18 protein-coding genes are annotated in these 18,983 nt (G+C 65.9%); 8 read left to right on the forward strand and 10 right to left on the reverse strand.

From position 1 onward, the window contains the following. Positions 1 to 310: hypothetical protein (locus tag Vau01_RS52855; protein ID WP_373320456.1), on the reverse strand; the 310-nt coding region annotated here is incomplete at its 3' end. Between the two features lie 83 nt (positions 311 to 393). After that, positions 394 to 1,461: a ketopantoate reductase family protein gene (locus Vau01_RS52860; protein WP_204009126.1), complete on the reverse strand. Its 1,068-nt coding sequence runs from the start codon at positions 1,459 to 1,461 to the stop codon at positions 394 to 396. Positions 1,462 to 1,663: 202 nt separating this feature from the next. Between Vau01_RS52860 and Vau01_RS52865 the strand changes: the two genes are divergently transcribed. After that, positions 1,664 to 2,002: a hypothetical protein gene (locus Vau01_RS52865; RefSeq protein WP_204009185.1), complete on the forward strand. Its 339-nt coding sequence runs from the start codon at positions 1,664 to 1,666 to the stop codon at positions 2,000 to 2,002. Positions 2,003 to 2,034: 32 nt separating this feature from the next. Here the strand turns inward: Vau01_RS52865 and Vau01_RS52870 are convergent, their stop codons facing one another. From Vau01_RS52870 to Vau01_RS52890, 5 genes are all read right to left on the reverse strand, one after another. Further along, positions 2,035 to 2,262 (reverse strand): PA0049 C-terminal domain-containing protein, encoded by a 228-nt coding sequence (locus Vau01_RS52870; RefSeq protein WP_204009128.1) that lies wholly within the window; start codon positions 2,260 to 2,262, stop codon positions 2,035 to 2,037. Further along, complete coding sequence (locus Vau01_RS52875; RefSeq protein ID WP_204009129.1) at positions 2,259 to 2,546, reverse strand: hypothetical protein; 288 nt, start codon at positions 2,544 to 2,546, stop codon at positions 2,259 to 2,261. The genes Vau01_RS52870 and Vau01_RS52875 overlap by 4 nt, the downstream gene beginning before the upstream one ends. A 180-nt stretch (positions 2,547 to 2,726) precedes the next feature. Next, entirely contained in the window at positions 2,727 to 6,887 is a 4,161-nt protein-coding gene (locus Vau01_RS52880; protein WP_204009130.1) for an nSTAND1 domain-containing NTPase, read from the reverse strand. Further along, entirely contained in the window at positions 6,868 to 7,209 is a 342-nt protein-coding gene (locus Vau01_RS52885) for a CU044_2847 family protein (protein WP_204009131.1), read from the reverse strand. Before Vau01_RS52885 ends, Vau01_RS52880 begins: the two co-directional genes overlap by 20 nt. Positions 7,210 to 7,766: 557 nt before the next feature. Then, positions 7,767 to 8,144 (reverse strand): tetratricopeptide repeat protein, encoded by a 378-nt coding sequence (locus Vau01_RS52890; RefSeq protein ID WP_275424045.1) that lies wholly within the window; start codon positions 8,142 to 8,144, stop codon positions 7,767 to 7,769. A gap of 688 nt (positions 8,145 to 8,832) precedes the next feature. Between Vau01_RS52890 and Vau01_RS52895 the strand changes: the two genes are divergently transcribed. The 3 genes from Vau01_RS52895 (at position 8,833) to Vau01_RS52905 (ending at position 12,409) form a co-directional block, all read left to right on the forward strand. Continuing rightward, entirely contained in the window at positions 8,833 to 9,921 is a 1,089-nt protein-coding gene (locus Vau01_RS52895; RefSeq protein WP_204009133.1) for a hypothetical protein, read from the forward strand. Then, positions 9,921 to 11,669: a UvrD-helicase domain-containing protein gene (locus tag Vau01_RS52900; protein WP_204009134.1), complete on the forward strand. Its 1,749-nt coding sequence runs from the start codon at positions 9,921 to 9,923 to the stop codon at positions 11,667 to 11,669. The genes Vau01_RS52895 and Vau01_RS52900 overlap by 1 nt, the downstream gene beginning before the upstream one ends. A gap of 74 nt (positions 11,670 to 11,743) precedes the next feature. Beyond that, positions 11,744 to 12,409, forward strand: coding sequence for a hypothetical protein (locus Vau01_RS52905; protein WP_204009135.1), 666 nt, complete (start codon positions 11,744 to 11,746; stop codon positions 12,407 to 12,409). Between the two features lie 539 nt (positions 12,410 to 12,948). On the opposite strand, the gene Vau01_RS52910 is transcribed toward Vau01_RS52905, so the two are convergent. The 3 genes from Vau01_RS52910 to Vau01_RS52920 are packed head-to-tail and all read right to left on the reverse strand — an operon-like array spanning position 12,949 to position 14,540. Continuing rightward, on the reverse strand, positions 12,949 to 13,800 hold the full coding sequence (locus Vau01_RS52910; protein WP_204009136.1) for a helix-turn-helix domain-containing protein: 852 nt from the start codon (positions 13,798 to 13,800) through the stop codon (positions 12,949 to 12,951). A 12-nt stretch (positions 13,801 to 13,812) separates the two neighbouring features. After that, positions 13,813 to 14,322 (reverse strand): DUF6879 family protein, encoded by a 510-nt coding sequence (locus Vau01_RS52915; protein ID WP_239152704.1) that lies wholly within the window; start codon positions 14,320 to 14,322, stop codon positions 13,813 to 13,815. Continuing rightward, positions 14,319 to 14,540, reverse strand: a complete 222-nt coding sequence (locus tag Vau01_RS52920) for a hypothetical protein (protein WP_204009138.1) — start codon at positions 14,538 to 14,540, stop codon at positions 14,319 to 14,321. The genes Vau01_RS52915 and Vau01_RS52920 overlap by 4 nt, the downstream gene beginning before the upstream one ends. A 654-nt stretch (positions 14,541 to 15,194) precedes the next feature. Between Vau01_RS52920 and Vau01_RS52925 the strand changes: the two genes are divergently transcribed. From Vau01_RS52925 to Vau01_RS52940, 4 genes are all read left to right on the forward strand, one after another. After that, positions 15,195 to 15,977: an SAM-dependent methyltransferase gene (locus Vau01_RS52925; protein WP_239152706.1), complete on the forward strand. Its 783-nt coding sequence runs from the start codon at positions 15,195 to 15,197 to the stop codon at positions 15,975 to 15,977. A gap of 172 nt (positions 15,978 to 16,149) precedes the next feature. Further along, positions 16,150 to 16,887: a methyltransferase domain-containing protein gene (locus Vau01_RS52930; protein ID WP_204009140.1), complete on the forward strand. Its 738-nt coding sequence runs from the start codon at positions 16,150 to 16,152 to the stop codon at positions 16,885 to 16,887. A 147-nt stretch (positions 16,888 to 17,034) separates the two neighbouring features. After that, positions 17,035 to 17,946 (forward strand): ABC transporter substrate-binding protein, encoded by a 912-nt coding sequence (locus Vau01_RS52935; protein WP_204009141.1) that lies wholly within the window; start codon positions 17,035 to 17,037, stop codon positions 17,944 to 17,946. A gap of 614 nt (positions 17,947 to 18,560) precedes the next feature. Continuing rightward, positions 18,561 to 18,926 (forward strand): IclR family transcriptional regulator, encoded by a 366-nt coding sequence (locus Vau01_RS52940; protein WP_204009142.1) that lies wholly within the window; start codon positions 18,561 to 18,563, stop codon positions 18,924 to 18,926. The last annotated feature ends 57 nt before the right edge of the window (positions 18,927 to 18,983 follow it).

Below are 18,983 nucleotides of genomic sequence, written 5' to 3' on the forward strand. Positions count from 1 at the left end.
TGCCGGTACGCGGGAACCGGGTGGCCGCTAGTCGTTCGTAGACGCTAGTGACGACATCCAGCGACTTTCCCTGCTCGCCGTCCGGGACGATGATCACCTGTGGCTGGCCCAGGGCGTGCCGCACCTCCGCGAAACGGTCGAGCAACGGCTGGCTGGTCAGCAGCGCCACCGGCGTTCCCGCCGGACGGATCGCGCTCCAATACTCACTATTCGCGAGCAGTCCGATACCGTTGTCGAGTTTGCATGCCCGGCCAGCCGTGTTGATGATGGTCGTTTCAGCGACGCGGTGCTGGCTTCCAATGACCACCACAGGTCCACCCTCCGTGTTACGGCCAATTTCGGAACTCCGGTGCGGTGCTAACGAACCCAGGACTTGCGCGATTGTTCGTCACTCTAGGCGGTGGCTTCCTCATGTTCCAGTGATGGACGCACGTTGCGCGCCGCGTGGAAGGGAAGACCTTCAGCGCCGTCCAGAAGCACCCGTAGCGACCTGAAGGGGACGAAACGAAGATCCGCGACCAGACGCTGTGTACGACGGTTTAGCGGCACCGGCACTCCGGCAAGCCTGCCGAGCAAGACCACCTCACCGTTGAGGAAGTCCACCTCACTGGTCGTTCCGCGGGCAAAGCTCTGCCATGTCGAGAAACGGCTGGGGACATGTCCGGGAACCGGCAGGATTTCTAATTGGACTCCACGGTAGTCGAGAGCGCAATGCGGTGTCAGCGGGATCTCGGCGGCATGAAGGGCAGCGATCGCTTCCTCGCGCAAGAGCATCTTTGCTCGGCCACGAAGATCCTCAGGGCCGCTAAGAAGGTCGAGGGCATTCGCAACGCTCCCCAACAATTTCGCCGCTTTGTGGCGCCGCTCGTCCATCACTGAAAACGCCTCAAACCCAGCATTTCCGAGGTCTCGCGCGATACTGTCTTGGACGTCGTCACGGCCGCCCGGATGGCGACCGAGCCAGATGACCCCAGCGACTGGCGGAAGCGACGGAGAAACAACCTCGCCAGGTGTGAGGAAGCTGGCCGCGACCGCGATCGTGGCGCCGTAGACGTTGTCGAAGCGCCGCAACGCCGTGCCCTCGGCGGCGAGCCCGTTCTGGAAGGTCACCATGGGCAGATCGGCACCGACACCGACCGGCTCGCTGGCGCAGTGAACTGGTTTCCAGGCCCACTCCGCCAGGACGGGCTCGACGTCCTGCGTCTTGACGGTCAGGAACAGCACATCCGACGGCGACAGTTCTACCTCACTCGCCGTCTCTGCCACCGTCATGCCGATCGTGCGCACGCCGTCGGGCCGCCGGACAACGAGCCCTCGGCTACGGATCAGGCGAGCGTGCTCGCCTCGAGCCACCAGCACGACATCATGGCCGGTCTCCACGAGATGGGCGGCCACCACTCCCCCAACCGCCCCGGCCCCGATCACCACATAACGACGAGGGCTATCAGGTTGAAAGCTCATGAAGCGAATCTACGAGGACGAAGCCGCAAAGCGGATTGACTGAAGTTGACTCGAAAACGGGCGTGTATTGATCAACGTTCTGCTGAAACGCCTCGTCGAGGTTTGGATTGGTTACCACAGCAAAATCCGGCCGACGACGAGGGCCACGCCGTTGATGCGCCTTGCGTCCTGCGCACGTGTATACCAACGTGTCAGACAAGCGGTGCCACCAGCTCCTGGACTGCACCGGCAGTGGCAGGTCGCTACCCGTCCGGAGCAACGCCCGACCACGACGCGACCGGCGCCGCCGGGTCGCCAGTTGTTCTACGGTCCGGCGAGGCGACCGCCGCCAGCACCGTCACCACGACGAGCGCGGCGGCGAGGCGGCGAGCGTCTCCGCCCCCGGGTCGCCGGCGATCCTGCGCACGAGTACCGGCTGAGCCCCGGACCGGGCGAGCTCATCTTCGGCTACGCGAACCTCACCGAACGCGCCATCGCCGACGGGATCGATGCCCTCGCCGACGCGGTCGCGGAGATCCGTACCCGCCTTCCCGGCCGGTGAGCCTCATCGGCGGACCCACCGGCCGGGGCCGGTCAGGCGAGCGCCGCGGCCCTGAGAATCGGGACGCACCGCGCGACGATCCTGACCCGGTCGGCGTCCGTGCCGTTGCCACCCGGCACGTGTAGGTGCCCGGCGGGCACCGTCGACGGCAGGGTGGCACGGAGCTTGGTGACGCGGTAGGCGATCTCGTTGGACAGGAAACCGCCGCCACCGCCCCACACCGACGTGGATCCGGACGTGGGCCCGGTGTCGCTCCTCACCGGAGCCTGGCCCGCTCCGCGGATCTCCCAGACGCTCCGGTCCACGGCGGTGAAGGCACGTTGTCGATCACGTCGACCTTCAGGCTGCTGGCGGTGAACTGCGGACCGGCCGCGATGACCAGCGGCGGCTCCGGGGCGTCGAGCGTGCCGGGCGGGTCACTGCCCTCGTTGTCCGGGAAATCCGGCCCGGTCGACCGGTTGCGGCCGTTGAAGACCTCCAACTCGAAGTCGCCACGGGTGTTGTTGACGCCCTCGCTGACCCAGGCAACAAGGGACGTCGACACGTCCGGTGGAGTCAGGCCGCTCGCAAGGTGGCTCTTTTTGTGTCCGCCGGCGTTGGCTGTCGTCGACGGTTTAACGGGTCATGATGGTGGCCTCGTTCCGAGGACCCTCAGGCCGGGTCCACACGTTGTGTACGTGTATCCCGATGATCGGGTGCCATCGTCGGCTGGATCAGGCACGTCTCACGGGCCTACCGGCTGGTGGCGTCGATCGAGCCAGTACGCCATCACATGGCAGAGCCAGCCAATATCTACCGGCTTGGTCAGATAGTCCGTCGCACCGGCTCTTAGGCTGCGATCGCGATCCTCCGGCAGTGCCCGGGCCGTGAAAAATATGATCGGCAGGTCGGCGAAGTCCCCACGGCGCCGGATCTCCCGTGTCGCTTGGTATCCGTCCATCTCCGGCATCATGGCGTCCATCAGAACGAGCTCGATGTCGGCGTACTCGGTCAACAGTCTCACGCCTGCAGCGCCGTTGTCGGCGTACATAAGGATCATGCCGAGCGATTCGAGGACGTTGACCAGAGCGTATACGTTACGGACATCGTCATCGACGACGAGGATCGTGACACCGGCGAGCCGTTCCGCGACCGTGGGGTCCACGCCCAGTCGCCAGCGTGGGTCGTAGGGCACGTCAGCGGCAGGTGCGCCGTCGGTGTGTGCCGTGTGTTCGTCACCCAGGACCGGTGCAGCCGTCACGTCCCGTCTTGGCTCAGTTCCGGTCGGACTGACTTCACCCGGGCTGTCGTGCCCGGTCCAATCGGTCGAGGCGTCGGGCAGATGGAGGGTGAAGGCCGAGCCGCTATCCACCGCGTCGGCGGTGACTGTGCCGCCGAGCACGGCGGCCAGCGCGCGCCCGAACGCCACCGCGGCGACGTTGGCCTGCGGGCTCATTGCGCTGGCAACCGTGACGGTGAACACGCGGTCCGCGTCCGTCAGCGTTGGGATGTCGAGGTGCGAGCCGGCTTGTGCAACGCCGACCCGTACGGTGACCGTGCCAGCGGTGGTCGCCGAGATCGCGCTGGATATCAGGTTGTTCAGAATGAGGCGCAGCACGTGTGGGTCAGCAACCACGTGTTGCGGCGCGTTCTGCGCCAGCTCCATAGCGATCGCCGTTCCCTTGGCCTCGGCCATCGGAAGAAATCTCCGCGTGGTGTCGACTCGGACGTCCGCCCACGCGATCTGGCGATGTTGAAGGTTCACTTGACCCACCACGATCCTCAGCAGATCCGTGAGGTCGTCGACCATTGCCAGCGCGTCCATCGCCGCGGATCGGATGACTCGGGCGAACTCGGCCTGTTTGGCGGTGAGACGACCGTCGCCGTCGTCCGCGAGCAGCCGTGCCAACAGGGAGATCGAGAGCAGCGGCGTACGCACGTCCGATAGTGCGTCTTCGGAGATACCCGTCCAATTCCAACCGTCCGGGGACGGGGCCGGCTTGTCTTTTGTGGCTGCGCCGGCAGGAACGGCCGGCCCCACCGGGGACGGGGCCGGCTTGTCTGTTGTGGCTGCGCGGGCAGGAACGGCCGGCCCCACGTAGGTCTCCGGCAGAAATAGGGTGAACGTCGATCCGCGTCCGGGCGTGGATGCCACTGTGATGGTTCCGCCAAGTAGCGCGGCGAGGTCACGGCTGATCGACAGGCCGAGTCCTGTGCCGCCGTACTTGCGGCTGGTCGTGCCATCAGCCTGTCGAAACGCGTCGAACACCAGCGACAGTTTGTCTTCAGCGATTCCGATCCCGGTGTCGGTCACGGCGAAAGCCAGAACCCGGCTGGAGTTGACGAGCGACGGCGCATCGAAGTGGGCACCCGCTGGCGCGAGGCCGATCTTCAAACCAACGGCACCGGTACCGGTGAATTTGACGGCATTCGCCATGAGGTTGCGCAGCACCTGCTGCACCCGTTGCGTGTCCGTCACGATCACCTGTGGTACATCCGCATCCACCGTAACCGAGAAGTTCAGCGCCTTCAGTTCGGACTGTGGCCTGAACGCTTGCTCTACGTACGCGCTGAGGTCAGCCAGCGAAGCCTCGCTGGGCTGCACGTCCATCCGGCCGGCAGCGATCTTTGACAGATCCAGGATGTCGTCGATCAGCGCGAGCAGATCCGAACCCGCGTTGTGGATGGTGCGAGCGAACTCGACGTGCTTGTCGGCCAACTTGTCCAACGGTTCGGCCAGTAGCCGCGACAGGAGCAGCATCGAGTTCAGCGGTGTACGCAGCTCATGACTCGTGTTAGCGAGGAATTCGTCCTTGTACCTGGATGCAAGGATCAGCTGCTGGGTCTGTTGCTCCAGCGCGCGGTTGGCCTTCTGCAGGCGATCGGTGAGCTCTCGCGCCTCTCGTAGGGCGACCTCGGACTGCAGCCGTGCGGCCTCCAGTTCGTCGATGCGGTTCTGCACTGCGGATCTGCTTCGGGCGATGAGCTGGATGACTGTTCCGGGCACGTCGGCACCCCGCTCGCCGAGCCACCGCTGGGCCTCCTCGACCCTGGTGTCGGAGAGTAGGTCGCCGTCCGCAGCTCGTTCCTCCATCGTTGCCAGCCAACGCTGGAACTCGGCATCCTCATCGACCCAGTCGCCGAACCGACGCCACCCGCGGATCAGCGCTTCATGTGCGAGCTCGGCCGTGCCAGGGCCATCGGGACCGAGTACGACGAGTCGGTAGTCCGGGCGGGCCAGCTGCTCGGCGATAGCCCAATCCGGTCCGATGTGCTCTTTGCGCGCGACGACCCGTACGGCGGCCGCCGCGCCACTGCGGCTTCGAACCATGCTCAGCAGGACCCGGCGCACCCGGGACGGATCGGTTCGCTCAGTGAGATCGCTGAAGACTCGCTCCGCGTGTCGATTCAGAGCGCCCGCAACTCCACCGAGAGAATGGTAGCTGTCAAAGCTCAGGCGTCGCTCGTCCTGCAGCGCCCACAGCTCCGTGAGTGTGAACTCCAACAGCGGCAGCCCACCATGGCCCTGGCTGGCGTTGCGAGCGATGGTCTCGGCGAGACCGGCGGCGTACGACACACCGCTGAGGGTGGCCGGCTCCACGATCACCCGGGTCATGGCGAGTGTGTCGAGGGGAGACAGGTTGAGCTGTCGATCCTGCAAGCGCGGGCCGACACCGGCCAGCTCCAGTAGACCGGGCAGGAAGTCCACCCGCAGGGTGCATATCAACCGCACATCGCTGTCACCGGTCTCGGCCGAATCGGGGAGGATCTTGTCGAGGAAGGCCTGGTGCTCGTCAGCGACGTCGAGCAGCAGCGCTTCCTCCAACTGGTCCGCCGCGAACGCAACCCGGCGGCCCAGCAGCACCGCGAGCTGTGTACCGACGCGCCATAGTCCGTCTGTACGGAGTCGATCAGCCATCTCCGACAGATCCCGCAGAGAGTACCCGCCGTTCGGCCGTTCCAGCTCCAGGACCGCTCTGGCCAACGAGTCGAACGGGCTCGGACCCGGACGAAACGACGCGACCGCCCAGCCGTCGGCGCGCAGGGTCGGCACCAGACCGGCACCGACGAGTGACGACTTGCCGACTCCGGAGGCGCCGACAACCGCGACCAGCGGATGCCGGTTGGTCATGCGACGCAACCGGTGGACCTCCTCCTCGCGGCCGACAAACAGCCCGGCTTCGGCATCAGCCGGCGTGAACGCCTGCAGACCGCGATAGGGACACGGCGGTAACGTCGTCCGGGCAAGTACGTCCGGCCACGCTGCGGCCATGTGTGCCATCGGGACCGCGTAGGCATCTCTTGCCACGGCTGCCCGGCTGGCGACGGCGAGCATGCCGACGACCGCATCACCATGACCGTCGGCGACCACAGCGGGCGCTCCGCTGTAGCCAGGCTGTGCCCGCAGCGCGGACTCGGCGGCAACATCGAGCTGCAGCAACCCTCCACCGACGACGCCGCGGAACCGGCAGGTGCTCCAACCGCCGTTCTGAACGCGTGGCGGCTCGCCCGGATATCCGAAGACGTGGATCATGCCTTCGGGGACCCGCTCGTCAAGCATCCGGGCTGGACCGGCTCCCGGCGGAAGGATGTCACCACCGACGATGATCAGACCGGCGACGTCTCTGCCGGGCTGCGTTCCCACGGCGGGTGGATCCCACGCTACGATCTTGCAGCTGCGAAGCGGTGCACCTTCCGAATCGCCCAGCAAGGGAAAGTCGATCTGCACCCGGGCGGAATCCGATGGCGGCTCGCGGGCCGCCTTGTCTCGGCGTAGCGCCACGTTGACCACGTGGGCGCAGGTAACGACGTGGTGGTCACCGACTACGAAGCCCAGACCCGCTGGCGTGTCCGTGCCCGCTCCGCGGACACGGATCAGAAAACCTTCACGCTGCGTTGACGGCATCCGGCTCGGCTCGCTTCCACAGCAAGCGGATGGTGAAGTTCACCTCTGTTGTGCCTTTGGCGATGATGACTCCCGATTCGCCGCCGATCTTGAGGCCAAAGCCGATCTCCGCCTCCGACGGGCTCACATGACGCACCAGCTCGGTCACCTTGGCAAGGGCTGGCCGGACCTGCGACAGCGCCTGTTCGAGTGACATACGCGCCCGCGCCGTGGTGCCGTCACCACTGGCCAGCTCAAGATCAGAAGCAATGTTGTCGTCAACCTCGAAGACCGCAACCCCTTCCTGATCGTCCTCCACCGCCATCACCAAGAGCCGATCCAAAGCTGCTCCCTACTCCGATTGGTGCCCACGCCGTTCCTCGATGCGCCGGCGCCGGAAGCACAATGTACCCAAGACTGAGCCGACCGTGACGAGGCCCACGGTCCTGTCGGGAGTCGGCCCGCTGGCCGTTGGGATCCCGCCCAGCCATGGCGCGGCGGCACCAGGGAGGGATCTCAATGGCCGTGGATCGCGATGCAGATCACCGGCCACGGCAGCAGGCCGGCCGATGGCGCTGAGGCCAGGGCTCTATCACGTGTGCCCCGCGGGTCCTTCAACCGGGCCGCAGCGAGCCAATCGCGTCGATGCCATAGCTGGGACGGTACTGTAGCGACGTAGGGATTTCTCCCCGATCATTATGGTATTCGCCAGCTGGACTGATACCTATTTGGAGTTGGGCCGGAAATTCCCGGGTCGCCAAAGCCCGGTAGATAGCCCGACGCGTATCCATCCTGCCTCCTCCTGCTGGCCGATTGCTTGGTAGATGTCAATTGCCCGCTCCCAGTCCCGCCGTGCCGCCTCGGTCTGGCCGGCGCCATCCAAAGCCGCAGCCACAATCGTCAGGAAAACGCCTGTCCCATCCGGTCCCCGATATCGGTGCCGATCGCGATCGACTCGTTGCCATACCGGATCGCGTCGTCGAACCTACGCAGTTTGAGGCACGCCATGGCGAGCCGGCCGAGCGTAATGCCCTCGCCAAGGGGCAACCCGGCGTGCCGAAAGATTTCGATCGCCTGTCGTGCGTGATCAGCCGCGACAGCGGGATTTCCTCGCATCAGATCCACGAACGACAGCACCTCGAGGGCGTGACCCTCCGCCTTCCGGTCTCCGGTGTGACGGGCGAGGGCCGCCGCCTGGTTGAGATGGTCGATCGCCTCCTCCAGCCGGTCAACCCTGCAGTACACGGCTCCAAGGTCGGAGAGATGGAGAGCCTCCAGCCGGTCGAGGTCCGGAAAATGTCGACACCGCGTTCGAAGTAGGCCATCGCCTCGTCAAGCCGACCGCGATAATTCTCGACAGCGCCCAGATGGTGCAGCATGACCGCCTCTCCCAGGCGATTGCCCGCCTGGCGCGTGGCGGTCAGGCCGATGTTTGCCATCGTGCCGAATGCGTCGAATACCATGTACAGCTGAAAGAATGCACGCGTTGCCTCGACCATGCCCGCGGTCGTCGAGTGCTCGCCAAGTTGAGCGGCCTGACGCGTCGCCGCCACCAGATTTTCGATTTCGACCTCAAACCGGGCCAGTGCCTCGGTATGGGTCGAGAAGAGCTCACTGAACTTGGGAACCGGCGACGGTCGAGCGGTGAGGCGGCGAGGTCGGTTGAGGATCTGAGCGGCCTCACCAGCCGAATGGAGATACCACTCCAGCGATCGACGTTTCGCGGTGAGCCGGCTTCACTTGTCTCATCATGTTCGGCTTGTTCGGCAGCGTAGTCTCGGAGAAGGTCGTGGAACCGGTAGCGACCCGAAGCGGCTTCCCCCAGCAGGTGGGTGTTGGTTCAGCACTTCTAATATTCGCCTGGCCTTGGGGACCGACAAGCCGACGAGTACCACGCGTCCGAGCAGCACAACCGGCTCGCCGACGACGCGACCAAGCGCGCGGTCCTGCGCGCCCACCGATGTACGTGTTCGCCGTCACTTGGGATGACGTGCAGCGGTGGTGCGGCAACGACGTGAAGGCCGACCCGGTCTGGCCGCCGTACCAGGAGAACGCCAAACGCGCCGGGCGCCAGCTCTACCAGCAGATCGGCGGGACGGATCCCGACGACCTCAACACCTACGTCTGGACGAACCCGATCGACACCCTGCTGGCCTATCTTGCCAACCCCGACGCCGACGTGTGGCGCCGTCGCGCCGTCGGCGCTCTGGCCGGGATGCTGACGCGTCCGGCCACGAAGACAACGGCCGCCTCCCACAACGTCGGCGCCGCCATCTCCGCCGCGCTATACGGAGCAGCGTTGCCCACCGCCACCACTGGCGGCATCACCGTCGTACGCGCTCCCGACACCAACGGCTGCCCGCTGACCCTGATCGTCGACGCCCGTGATGCGCGGCAACCGACTTGGTCGGCACTCGCCGTCATCGACGACCGGCCCGAGTCGGTACGCGACGACGATCCAGACCACCAGCGGCGCTGGGCGGCCTGGCTGTACTGGGGCAACCTCGTCCAGTTCCTCGACGCCGCCGGCGGCGACGGTGCGCAACTGGCCCTGTCGACCGTGGACACGTTGGAACCGGCCGAACTGGCGGTCAGCGAGGGTACCGGTCTCGTCCTCGCTCGGCGGGCCCAAGACCTCGATGCCGAGACCGCAACCTGGCTCGGTCTCGTCCGCGAGGCAGAACCCGAACCCGAGGTCGCCGATACCGGCGTGGTGGACAAGAGCGAAGCCGACGAGCGGTGGAGCGAGGTGCTGTCGCTGCTGTTCCCCGGCGAATCCGCCCTTGAGTCACTGGTCCGGGCCATGATCGCCCACGGAATCCCGCTACCGGAACAGGGCTACGAACTCGGCGACGCCGGTTGGCAGGCAGAACTGGCATGGCCCAGCAGACGCATCGCCGTTCTCCTCGGCGATGCGTTCGACCAGGAAGCTGAAGACCGCGACCGGGCGTACGCTGCTGCGGGCTGGGACGCCCGCACCGCCCGGCAGTGGAGCATCGACGAACTCGTCGAAAAGATCACCGCATCCGCCGAGACCTCCGGAGCGAGCCGCTGATGACTGGGCAGGGCGCAACGCTGCGCATCCTGGAACGTGCCGACAAAGAGATCATGAAGCTCTCCCGTTCGGACCGCGGTGCGGTCTGGGAGTTCGTCTCCAAGTTCCGCACCAACCGGCACAACCCCGGGCTGCAGTTCAAGCAGCTCAAGGGCGACCCGCGGCTGTACTCGGCGCGCGTGGGCACGAGCCACCGGGCGTTGCTGCTACACGCCGGCGACAGCGACTACCTGCTCGTGTCGGTCAAGCACCGCAAGGACGTCTACGAGGACCTCGACCGCTACGAATACCAGATCAACCGGGTCACCGGCGGCATCGAAGTCTTCGACCTCACCCCGGTCGGCGACAGCATCGTCGGCCGCCTCCTCGGCACCGGCGACAAACCCGTCGAACACGTCAGCCAGCCAGCCCTGTTCGCGAAGGTCACCGACGAGGACCTGCTCAACCTCGGCGTCGCCGAGCCACTCCTCCCGGCGATCCGACGGACACGCACCGAGGACGAACTTCAGGCGTTCATGGACGAGGTACCACAGCTCACCGCCGAGGTGCTGCTGCAGATCTACAGCGGTGCCACAGTGGACGACGTACGCCAACAGGTCACCGCACCCGTCGTCGCCGAGGACAAGGTAGACCCCGACGACTACCTGACCGCCGTCAACCGACCCGCCACCCCGGTCACCACCGACGACGAAGCCCTCCAGGCCATGCTCGACGAACCGTTTGCCAGGTGGCAGGTCTACCTGCATCCCACCCAGCGCAAACTGGTCGAGCGGGCGTACAGCGGACCGACCCGGGTCAGCGGCGGCCCCGGCACAGGCAAGACAATCGTCGCCCTGCACCGCGTCGCCCACCTGGTCAACAAACTCCCCGCCGGCACCGACCGGCCGATCCTGCTGACCACCTTCAACCGCAACCTCGCCGCAGACCTGCGGGCACGGCTACTAACCCTCGGCGGCGAACAGGTCGCATCCCGCGTCGACATCGTCACCATCGACAAACTCGCCGCCCTAGTCGTTCGCGAGGCCGGCCTCGGTGCAGGGCGCCGACACATCGACGACAACCGCGCCGCCCAGGAATGGCGCGACATGCTGTTCGAACTCGATCTGCCGCAATGGGACCCCGAATTCCTCAACGCCGAATGGGGACAGGTCATCCTCGGCCAGGTACTCACCTCCCGCGTCGACTACTTCCAGGCCCGCCGCGTCGGCCGCGGCCGGACACTGACCCGCGCCGACCGCGACCAGATATGGCAACTTGCCGAACGGTTCACCCTCCGCCTGGAGGAGAAGGGCGTGTGGACCTGGCGTCAGATCGCCGCCGCCGCTGCCCGCGCCGAAATGGACCGCGGCGAGCAACGCACATCGGCTGGGACCAACGGACACCGGTACCGTCATGTCGTCGTCGACGAGGCGCAGGACTTCAACCCCGCCCACTGGAAGATGCTGCGCGCAATGGTCGCACCGGCAAGCGACGACATGTTCATCGTCGGCGACACGCACCAACGCATCTACGACAACTACGCATCGCTGGGAAGCCTCGGCATCAACATCCGAGGCCGGTCCTCACGCCTGACCCGCTGCTACCGCACCACTTGCCAGATCCTGGTCGTCGGACTCGAACTCCTCACCGGCGAAACCTACGACGACCTCGACGGCGGCGAAGACACTTTGGCCGGGTACCGGTCCCTGCTGCGAGGTCCGTACGCCGGCAGCACGACTTCCACGTACCCTCGGTCGCCGAGACCATGATGCGGCGCGTCGGCGGGGCCGCCCTCGCTGGGCCGGGTCGGACAGTGTCCGGCAAGCCGATGACAGGAGGCGGCATGGGCGGGGACGCGCTGTACACGGTGCTGTGGTCCGAACGCGTCGTGCGGTGGCCCAAGCTCAGCGACGACCGGCCGGCGGCGCAGTGGCTCACCGAGCAGCTCACGGCGGGCGGCCTGCCGATCGGCGGCGATCCGGCCGGCGGGTCCGTCGCGACCACGTGGTTCGGGCTGCCGGCCACGGCCCGGGTCCTCGACGAGGACCTTGCGGACCCCTGGCTGGACTACCTGGTCTACCGGGTGCTGGTGATCGAGGTCGACAAGGCCACCGCGCTGGCCCGCGCGAAGACCGCGAAGGAAGGGCGGCAGTTCCAGTGGCGGGCCGCCATGGCGCTCCGTGACCTGTGTGACACCCTCGACCCGCCGCTGGCGTTCGTCCGCCGCGACCCGGTCGACGACATCGCGACGTTTGTCAAAGACCTGTGGCCGGCGTTGATCCGCCGTGGGAATGCCGTGGAGCTCTCGACGCTCGACTTTCCGCTGTGGTACGTGCAGAACCGGTTCGCCGACGAGATTCCGCCGGTGCTCGGAATGAAGAACCTCTCGCGCGTGCTGCCGTCCCAGCGCGGCGTGTTCATGCTGACCGGCCAGCTCATCGACGACTGGATGTTGGGCTCGATCGACGACTGGATGCCCATCATCGACGACACCTACTACGACCCGTAACGGCAGCAGCCGTCCGGGCACTATCGTGCTCCGTCCACTCCAAATCTGCTGGAGCGGACGGAACACTCGCGTTGGGGAGATCGGGACCTAACCTCCCACGGTTTGCCCCGGTCTCGACCCCACAGCGCGGCCAAGGACCCGACGGACACCGACAGCGCCACCTGCCACCCTGAAAAGATCAATCCCACTGCGACGGCTAGGTGTCGCAACCCTCTCATCGGAATTGATCCACTCCTGGTCAATGCGCACCCCTCGAATCAGCTTCGCTGAGAACTGGCATGACGACTCGGGACGGATGCTGGCGTGTCGAGGTGGGCGGCACCGGCGCAGTCGTCGTCTGGTACCAGCTCATCGGCCCCGACATCGACCGGTGGCTACCGTCCACGCCGGCGCTCGTCTCCGAACTTGAACAACACGCCGTCCATCTGGCTGACCTAGGCGAAGCAGACCCCTCGGCACGATGACATGCACGGCCGCCTAAAAGGCTGGCGACACGCTGACCCCGGCGCCCTCTTCTGCGCTGAGTCAGTGGATCGCGCTCACGCGCCTAGTGCATCAATCGCCGCCGTGATGATCGATCTAGCAGCGGGCCCGTACACCGCGATTTCCGCCAGCTCGGCGTATACCTGTGCGTACATCTCGATCTCGCGGGGTTGAGTGATAGTGAGGTGACCCGAGACCAGCTCGACGGCCACCTGCACATCGTCGAATATCCAGAAGCCTTCTACGGTCCAGGCTGCGTCCCGGTCGGGTCGCGCCGGAACGATGCCAAGGCTGACGGTCGGGAGCGCCGCAGTCACGATGAGATGGGCAAGTTGGGCGGCCATGACCTCGATGCCGCCGATGCCGCTGCGAAGGGCGGACTCCTCGATCAGTACAGCAAAGCGGTGGTCGCCTTCATGCAGGTAGCGCTGCCGGTCCATGCGGACGGCCACCGCTTCGCTGATGTCGTCTGGCAGGCTGCGCCTGCGGCCAATCGCGGTCAGGATCGCGGTGGTGTAGGCCGGGGTCTGGATGATTCCGGGCACAAGGGCCGGGGAGTAGACGCGGAAACTGCGGGTCCGCTCGTACAGCGGGCGGCGTGACTCCTGGGCCTGGCGAAGGCCGGTGCGCTCCATGCGTCGCCACTCGATCCACATGCCCTCGACGGCCCGGAGGGACGCGATGAGGTCGGATGCCTGGTTGCGGGCGTTGCAATGGACGCACCAAGCTTGGATGTCTTCGGCCGACGGAGATGTTGTTCCGTGCTCGATTCGCGAGATCTTCGCTGGATGGCGTCCCATCAGTTGGCCAAGGGCACGGGCGGTGAGACCGGCGTCGAGGCGAATCTCCCGAAGCCGCCCGCCGAGGGCTTGACGGGCGGCTTGTGCGCTGGAGGAAGGGCTGGACACTGTTGATGGGTTTCAGTCGAGCCGGTACTGGTTATGGGGTGTGGCCCGTTCCCAGATGGCGGCGAAGGCGGTGGCGAGGCGGTGCGCCAGTGCGGAGTCGTCGCGTCTTTCCTCGTTGACCCAGTCGCCGTTGCCATCGAAGTGGTTGAAAACGACCACTGAGTCGTCGAACGCCCAGAAGTCGCAGCCCGGTACAAGCAGGTCGGCGGCTCGGCGGCGGGACAACCACCGCACCTGTTCGCCTGCGGCGAGGTTGAGGCCTGGCGTGAGGTCATGCTCGAAGCGGATGTAGTCAGTTACGGGCTCGGCTACGATCCGCGCCCGGTGCACCGAGACCCCCCGTGCCGTCGTGGCAGAGATCAGGTCGAACCAGGTGCGGTAGCGCTCGGCCGGATCGAACCGCCGGCCTTCACGCCAATCCCGCCAACTCGGATCTTCTGGCGTGTAGCTGTCGCGCAACTCAAGATGGATCGCTGACCGCGTGGCCGCGCGAAACAGCTCGTACGTTGCCGGTTCAGTCACCCGCTCACCTCGCGCAGGAATGGCGCCATCCGCCGCGGGATCTTCAGCACCGTCTCGTGGTCGGGAATCGGGCCTGTCGCTCGGATCTCGCTTAGGGTTGCCTCGTCGGTGATGCGCCAGCCCTGTATGACTATGCAGTCGTCCTCCTCATCGACCCAGATTGTGGGCGACCCGGTGTCCGGGGTGTTCGGATCGACACCGATAAATCGCAGGGCCATAACCGTCTCCTTCACATGATGGTCGGTTGGTCGATCTTCAGCTAGGAACCGCAACAATCGCAACATGCGTGCGCGAAGTTGCGCGATGCGTTGTCCATGATGCTAGGCGATGGGATCGGGCCGTCGGCCGCAAGCCCTGGGGAGGGAGCGGGAGAAGGAACATTCCAGATCTTGGCTAGTACACGATTCCCAAGTGCGCAACGGCACGCCCGTCTGGCGCAATCTCGCGCAACACCGTGTTCGATTCAAGTCTCTTGCGCAACCTGTTGCACGTCTGTTGAGGGCATCGACTGCCGGCAAATAGCGTCACTTACACGCGGTGCTCGTCCCGTTGCGCTGGCCGGACGCTATCTGGCTGAGTCGTTGTGGCGGGCGCCACGTCCCAATCGACGCTTGGAGGTCCGGATGCGCGGGTTGGCAGCGAGGCAGCCAACGGCGGCGGAGGGCAGACTACGAGCGCGGGTGGCGCGATGAGCAGCGGACCGGAGGCGGGAAGCCCCAAAGGTGAAGACTGGATAGCCGTCTTGGAACTGCTAGATCGTCTGTATCCCGATCAGGCATGGAAGCCCAAGCGACGGCGCCAGCCGCTGACGCCGACCACGGAACGGCCGGTCCCGAATGAGAACTGACCCGTACGGTCCGCCGAAGCTCGACATGTCGGTCCCGCACCCGGCCCGCCGGTACAACTACTGGCTTGGCGGCAAGGACAACTACGCCGCCGACCGGAAGTCCGGCGACGCGATCGCCGAGGCGTACCCTTCGGTTGCGTCGGCTGCGATCGCGAATCGCGAGTTCCTGAAGCGGGCCACCGGATTCCTCGCCGCCGAGTGCGGTGTTCGGCAGTTCCTTGACATCGGGACCGGCCTTCCGACCGCCGACAACACACACGAGGTTGCGCAAAGCATCGCGCCGGAGTCGCGGATCGTGTACGTCGACAACGACCCACTCGTGATGGTTCACGCCCGCGCGTTGCTCACGAGCAGCCCGGAAGGCAAGACCGCCTACATCGAGAATGACCTGCGGAACCCGAAGGCCATCCTGACGAGCCCGGAACTGTTCGCCACGCTGGACCTGAGCCAGCCGGTTGCGGTGATGCTGGTCGCGATCCTGCACTTCCTCAGCGACGACGAACAGCCCCAGGAAATCGTCCGCGAGCTGATGGATGCCATGCCTGTTGGTAGCTACCTCGCGATGAGTCATGCAACCTACGACCCCCTCGACGCGCCCACGAGAGCCCGGCTGAGAAGGATTGTCCGCCGCAACAAGGATGACCCGTTCCGAGACCGCCGCCGTCGCCACGTTGCCGCTCTACTAGCCGGCTTGGATCTGGTCGAGCCCGGCCTGGTGCCGGTTGCTGATTGGCGTCCCGATCCGGACAGCGTGCCGGTTGCGTTTGCAGACGCGGCTGTCTACGCGGCGTTGGCCCGCAAGACCTGACGATCTGACGCACTCCGACGCCGGAGCCCAGCGATGGGCGGGCCCGGTCGATGAGTGCTGCCCGCCGAACGATTCGGTCGGGCTCGACCCCTCTTCGCATTGGAGTGAGATGTCTCAGAGCACATATGCGCTCGACAACGACCAGAAGGGTGCTGGAACGACGCTGAGCTGGTTGGCGCAGGTCATCGACCCGCATAGCTGGGGGGTCGTTGAGCCCTTGATCCCGGTCGGCGGACGCTATCTGGAACTCGGCGCCGGTACGGGGTCGATCGCCAAGCGGGCAGCCGACAAGGTCGGCGCAGCAGGGCTGGCCGTCGCCACCGACATCAACACCAAACACATCCAGCCGCACGAGTTCCTCAACGTTGTCACGCACGACCTGCAAACCGACCCCATCTCCGACCTCGACCCGGAGCTGTGGAATGCCATCCGCGCGAGGTGTCTGTTTGCCCACCTCGGCAAGCGCGACACGCTCGTCGCACCGCTCGCGGACGCGTTGAAGCCGGGCGGCCACCTGGTCATCGAGGACTGGGGTGCAACTGGGGGCGGCTTTGTTCTGCGCTCGCCGTACAAGCGGACCGAGGTGCTGTTTCAGCAATACCAGGCCGCGCTGATGGCATACCTGCGCAGTGCCGGCAACGACGGGACCTGGATCCAGCGTGCCCACAAACTCATGGTCGAAGCCGGCCTTGAGGTCACCACCTTCACGAGCGCGAAGAGCTGGAACGGCAGGAGTCCGGGCTGCAAGCTCCCGATCAGCATGTCGATCCAGATCGAAGAACACCTCGTCGAGCACGGCATGGGCCGCGACGACATCTACGAACTCCGTGATCACCTCAACGACCCCGACGTCGTGCTCATGGGCAATCTGACCTGGTCGTTCGTCGGTCGCAAGCCGGTCGAGGGCTGAGCGATGCCGTGCTCTGTTAAGCCCCCCATCCTCACGCGGCGCGGAGTTCTCGCCGCTGGCGCGGCTGGCGCGGTCACCACCCTGGTTGGCTGCGGGGCAGACAAGCCCCGTCCGAGGACTGGGGGGAAGGTCGACACGGTCACCTACGTGACCGGGTTCAACATCACCGGGCAGGACTCGTTCATCTTCGTCGCGATCGAGCAGGGCTGGTTCCGCGAGGCCAGCATCGAGGTCAAGGTCGTGGCCGGCGCCGGAACCCAGAAGAACCTGACCGCGTTGACGTCCGGCGCCGCACAGTTCGCCGTCATCGACGTGACCGGCGGCATCATCGAAACGATGCAGGGCAGCCGCCCGAAGTTCAAACTATTCGCCGCGCTCTACCAGCAGAGCGTGTCGTGCATCGTCGCCTTTCCCGGGACGAACATTCGGCAGCCGACCGACCTCGCCGGGAAGACCATCGGCGGCACACAGGGAGGCGTCAACGTCAGCCTGTTCCCCGGCTACGCCCGCAACGCCGGCCTCGACGCCAGCGCGGTGAAGTGGCAGTGGCTGGAGCCGGCGGGGGTACGGCCCGCCTTCCTCGCTGGCAAGGTCGACGCGTCGACGGAGATCGTGATCGGCCTGCCCGCGGTCGAGGCCGCAGCACGACAGGCCGGCAGACTCGGCCCGGGACAGTCGCTGACCGTCCTGCCCTACTCCGACGTCCTGCGGGACTTGTTCGGCAACGCCTTGGGCGCAACAGACAAGTTGGTCGCGGACAACCCGGAGTTGGTGATCTGCTTCCGCGACGCGGCACTGCGGGGGATGGCGTGGACGATCGATCACCCGGCCGAGGCTGGCCAGATCATGGCCAAGCACAACAAGGCATACAAGCCCGACGTCGCGGAGGCGGAGGTACGGCAGACCATCTCCTATGTCCGGGGTGGCGAGGAGCGCATCGGCTTCATCGACAAGACCCGGATGACGAGATCGATCGCGCTGATTCAGGGCCTCGGCCTCGTCCAGCCCGGTGTAACCGCTGAGCAGATCGTCGACTTCAACCTCGCCCCGGGGAGGTGACGACCATGAGCCACACCATGAGCCACACCATGAGCCACACCAGGCGTCAGGCGTGGTGACTGCCGCCCGGATGGGGCTACTTTCGGTCATGCCGGTGTACGTCTGCTACGTGATCACAGAAGTAGTGCGGATGTTCGCGTGGATGCAAGGTCGGCCGGTCCCCCCGCTGACGCGTCACATCATCGCGGAGGTTCGGCCGTTCTTCCTTGGCCTGGTGGTGTCCCGGCTCGCCCTGGGCGCCCTCCTACCCGGACCGTTTGACCTGTACCTGCTTCTCAGCGCCGGTGCCGGCTGTCCTTCTGGTGGCTGGTCCGGCTGATCCGCACCGACGATCACGACGACCGATGGAAACGCCGACGTCGCCGCATCGCCGAACGACTGGGCACGTCCGTACACGGCTGACCGTCGCCCCGATGACCGGCGGGCAGAGCTTCCCCCTGAGCAGGTCGACCGGGCCGTGACCTGCTCGCCGGCCCGCCCTGGTCCCCAGAACTCCCAGGGCGGGCCGGCACCACGAGAAGGGCAATCCCTCAGCAGTGACCACCGACGCCTACGTGCAAAGCCCACCGAGCGACCAAATCTTGTCCGTGTCCCGCGCTGCGGAGTATTTGCGCGTGACTGCCACCGCACGACCGCCAGGACTCAACGTCGAGGGCATCGCCCGGCTTACTCGGCGGAACAAGATGTCGACCTACCACTACACCCGCACCATGCAGTACGAAGGCCTGCTTCAACGGTGGGAACCCGGCACCTACACCCCTGGCTTAGCCATCATCGATCTCGCCTGGTACCTGTCGAGGCAGCTCACCGCGATGAACAAGCTCATGTCGGCCGAGGAAATCGCGAACGCGATGCATAGACCCATCCGGGAGATCCTGCCGTACCTGGCCGTGGCCGCCGACATCAACCGCTTCTCGGCCCCAGGAACCGGCGGTTCGGCTGCCAGCAAGACGGTCGAGACGACCGTTCCTAGACAGTGAGCAACACAAGGACATGGGCCCCTTGACAATCCCGTGCCAGGCGCAAATGCCGAACCC

This window comes from Virgisporangium aurantiacum (genome assembly GCF_016863635.1).
GTDB classification, from domain to species: Bacteria; Actinomycetota; Actinomycetes; order Mycobacteriales; family Micromonosporaceae; genus Virgisporangium; species Virgisporangium aurantiacum.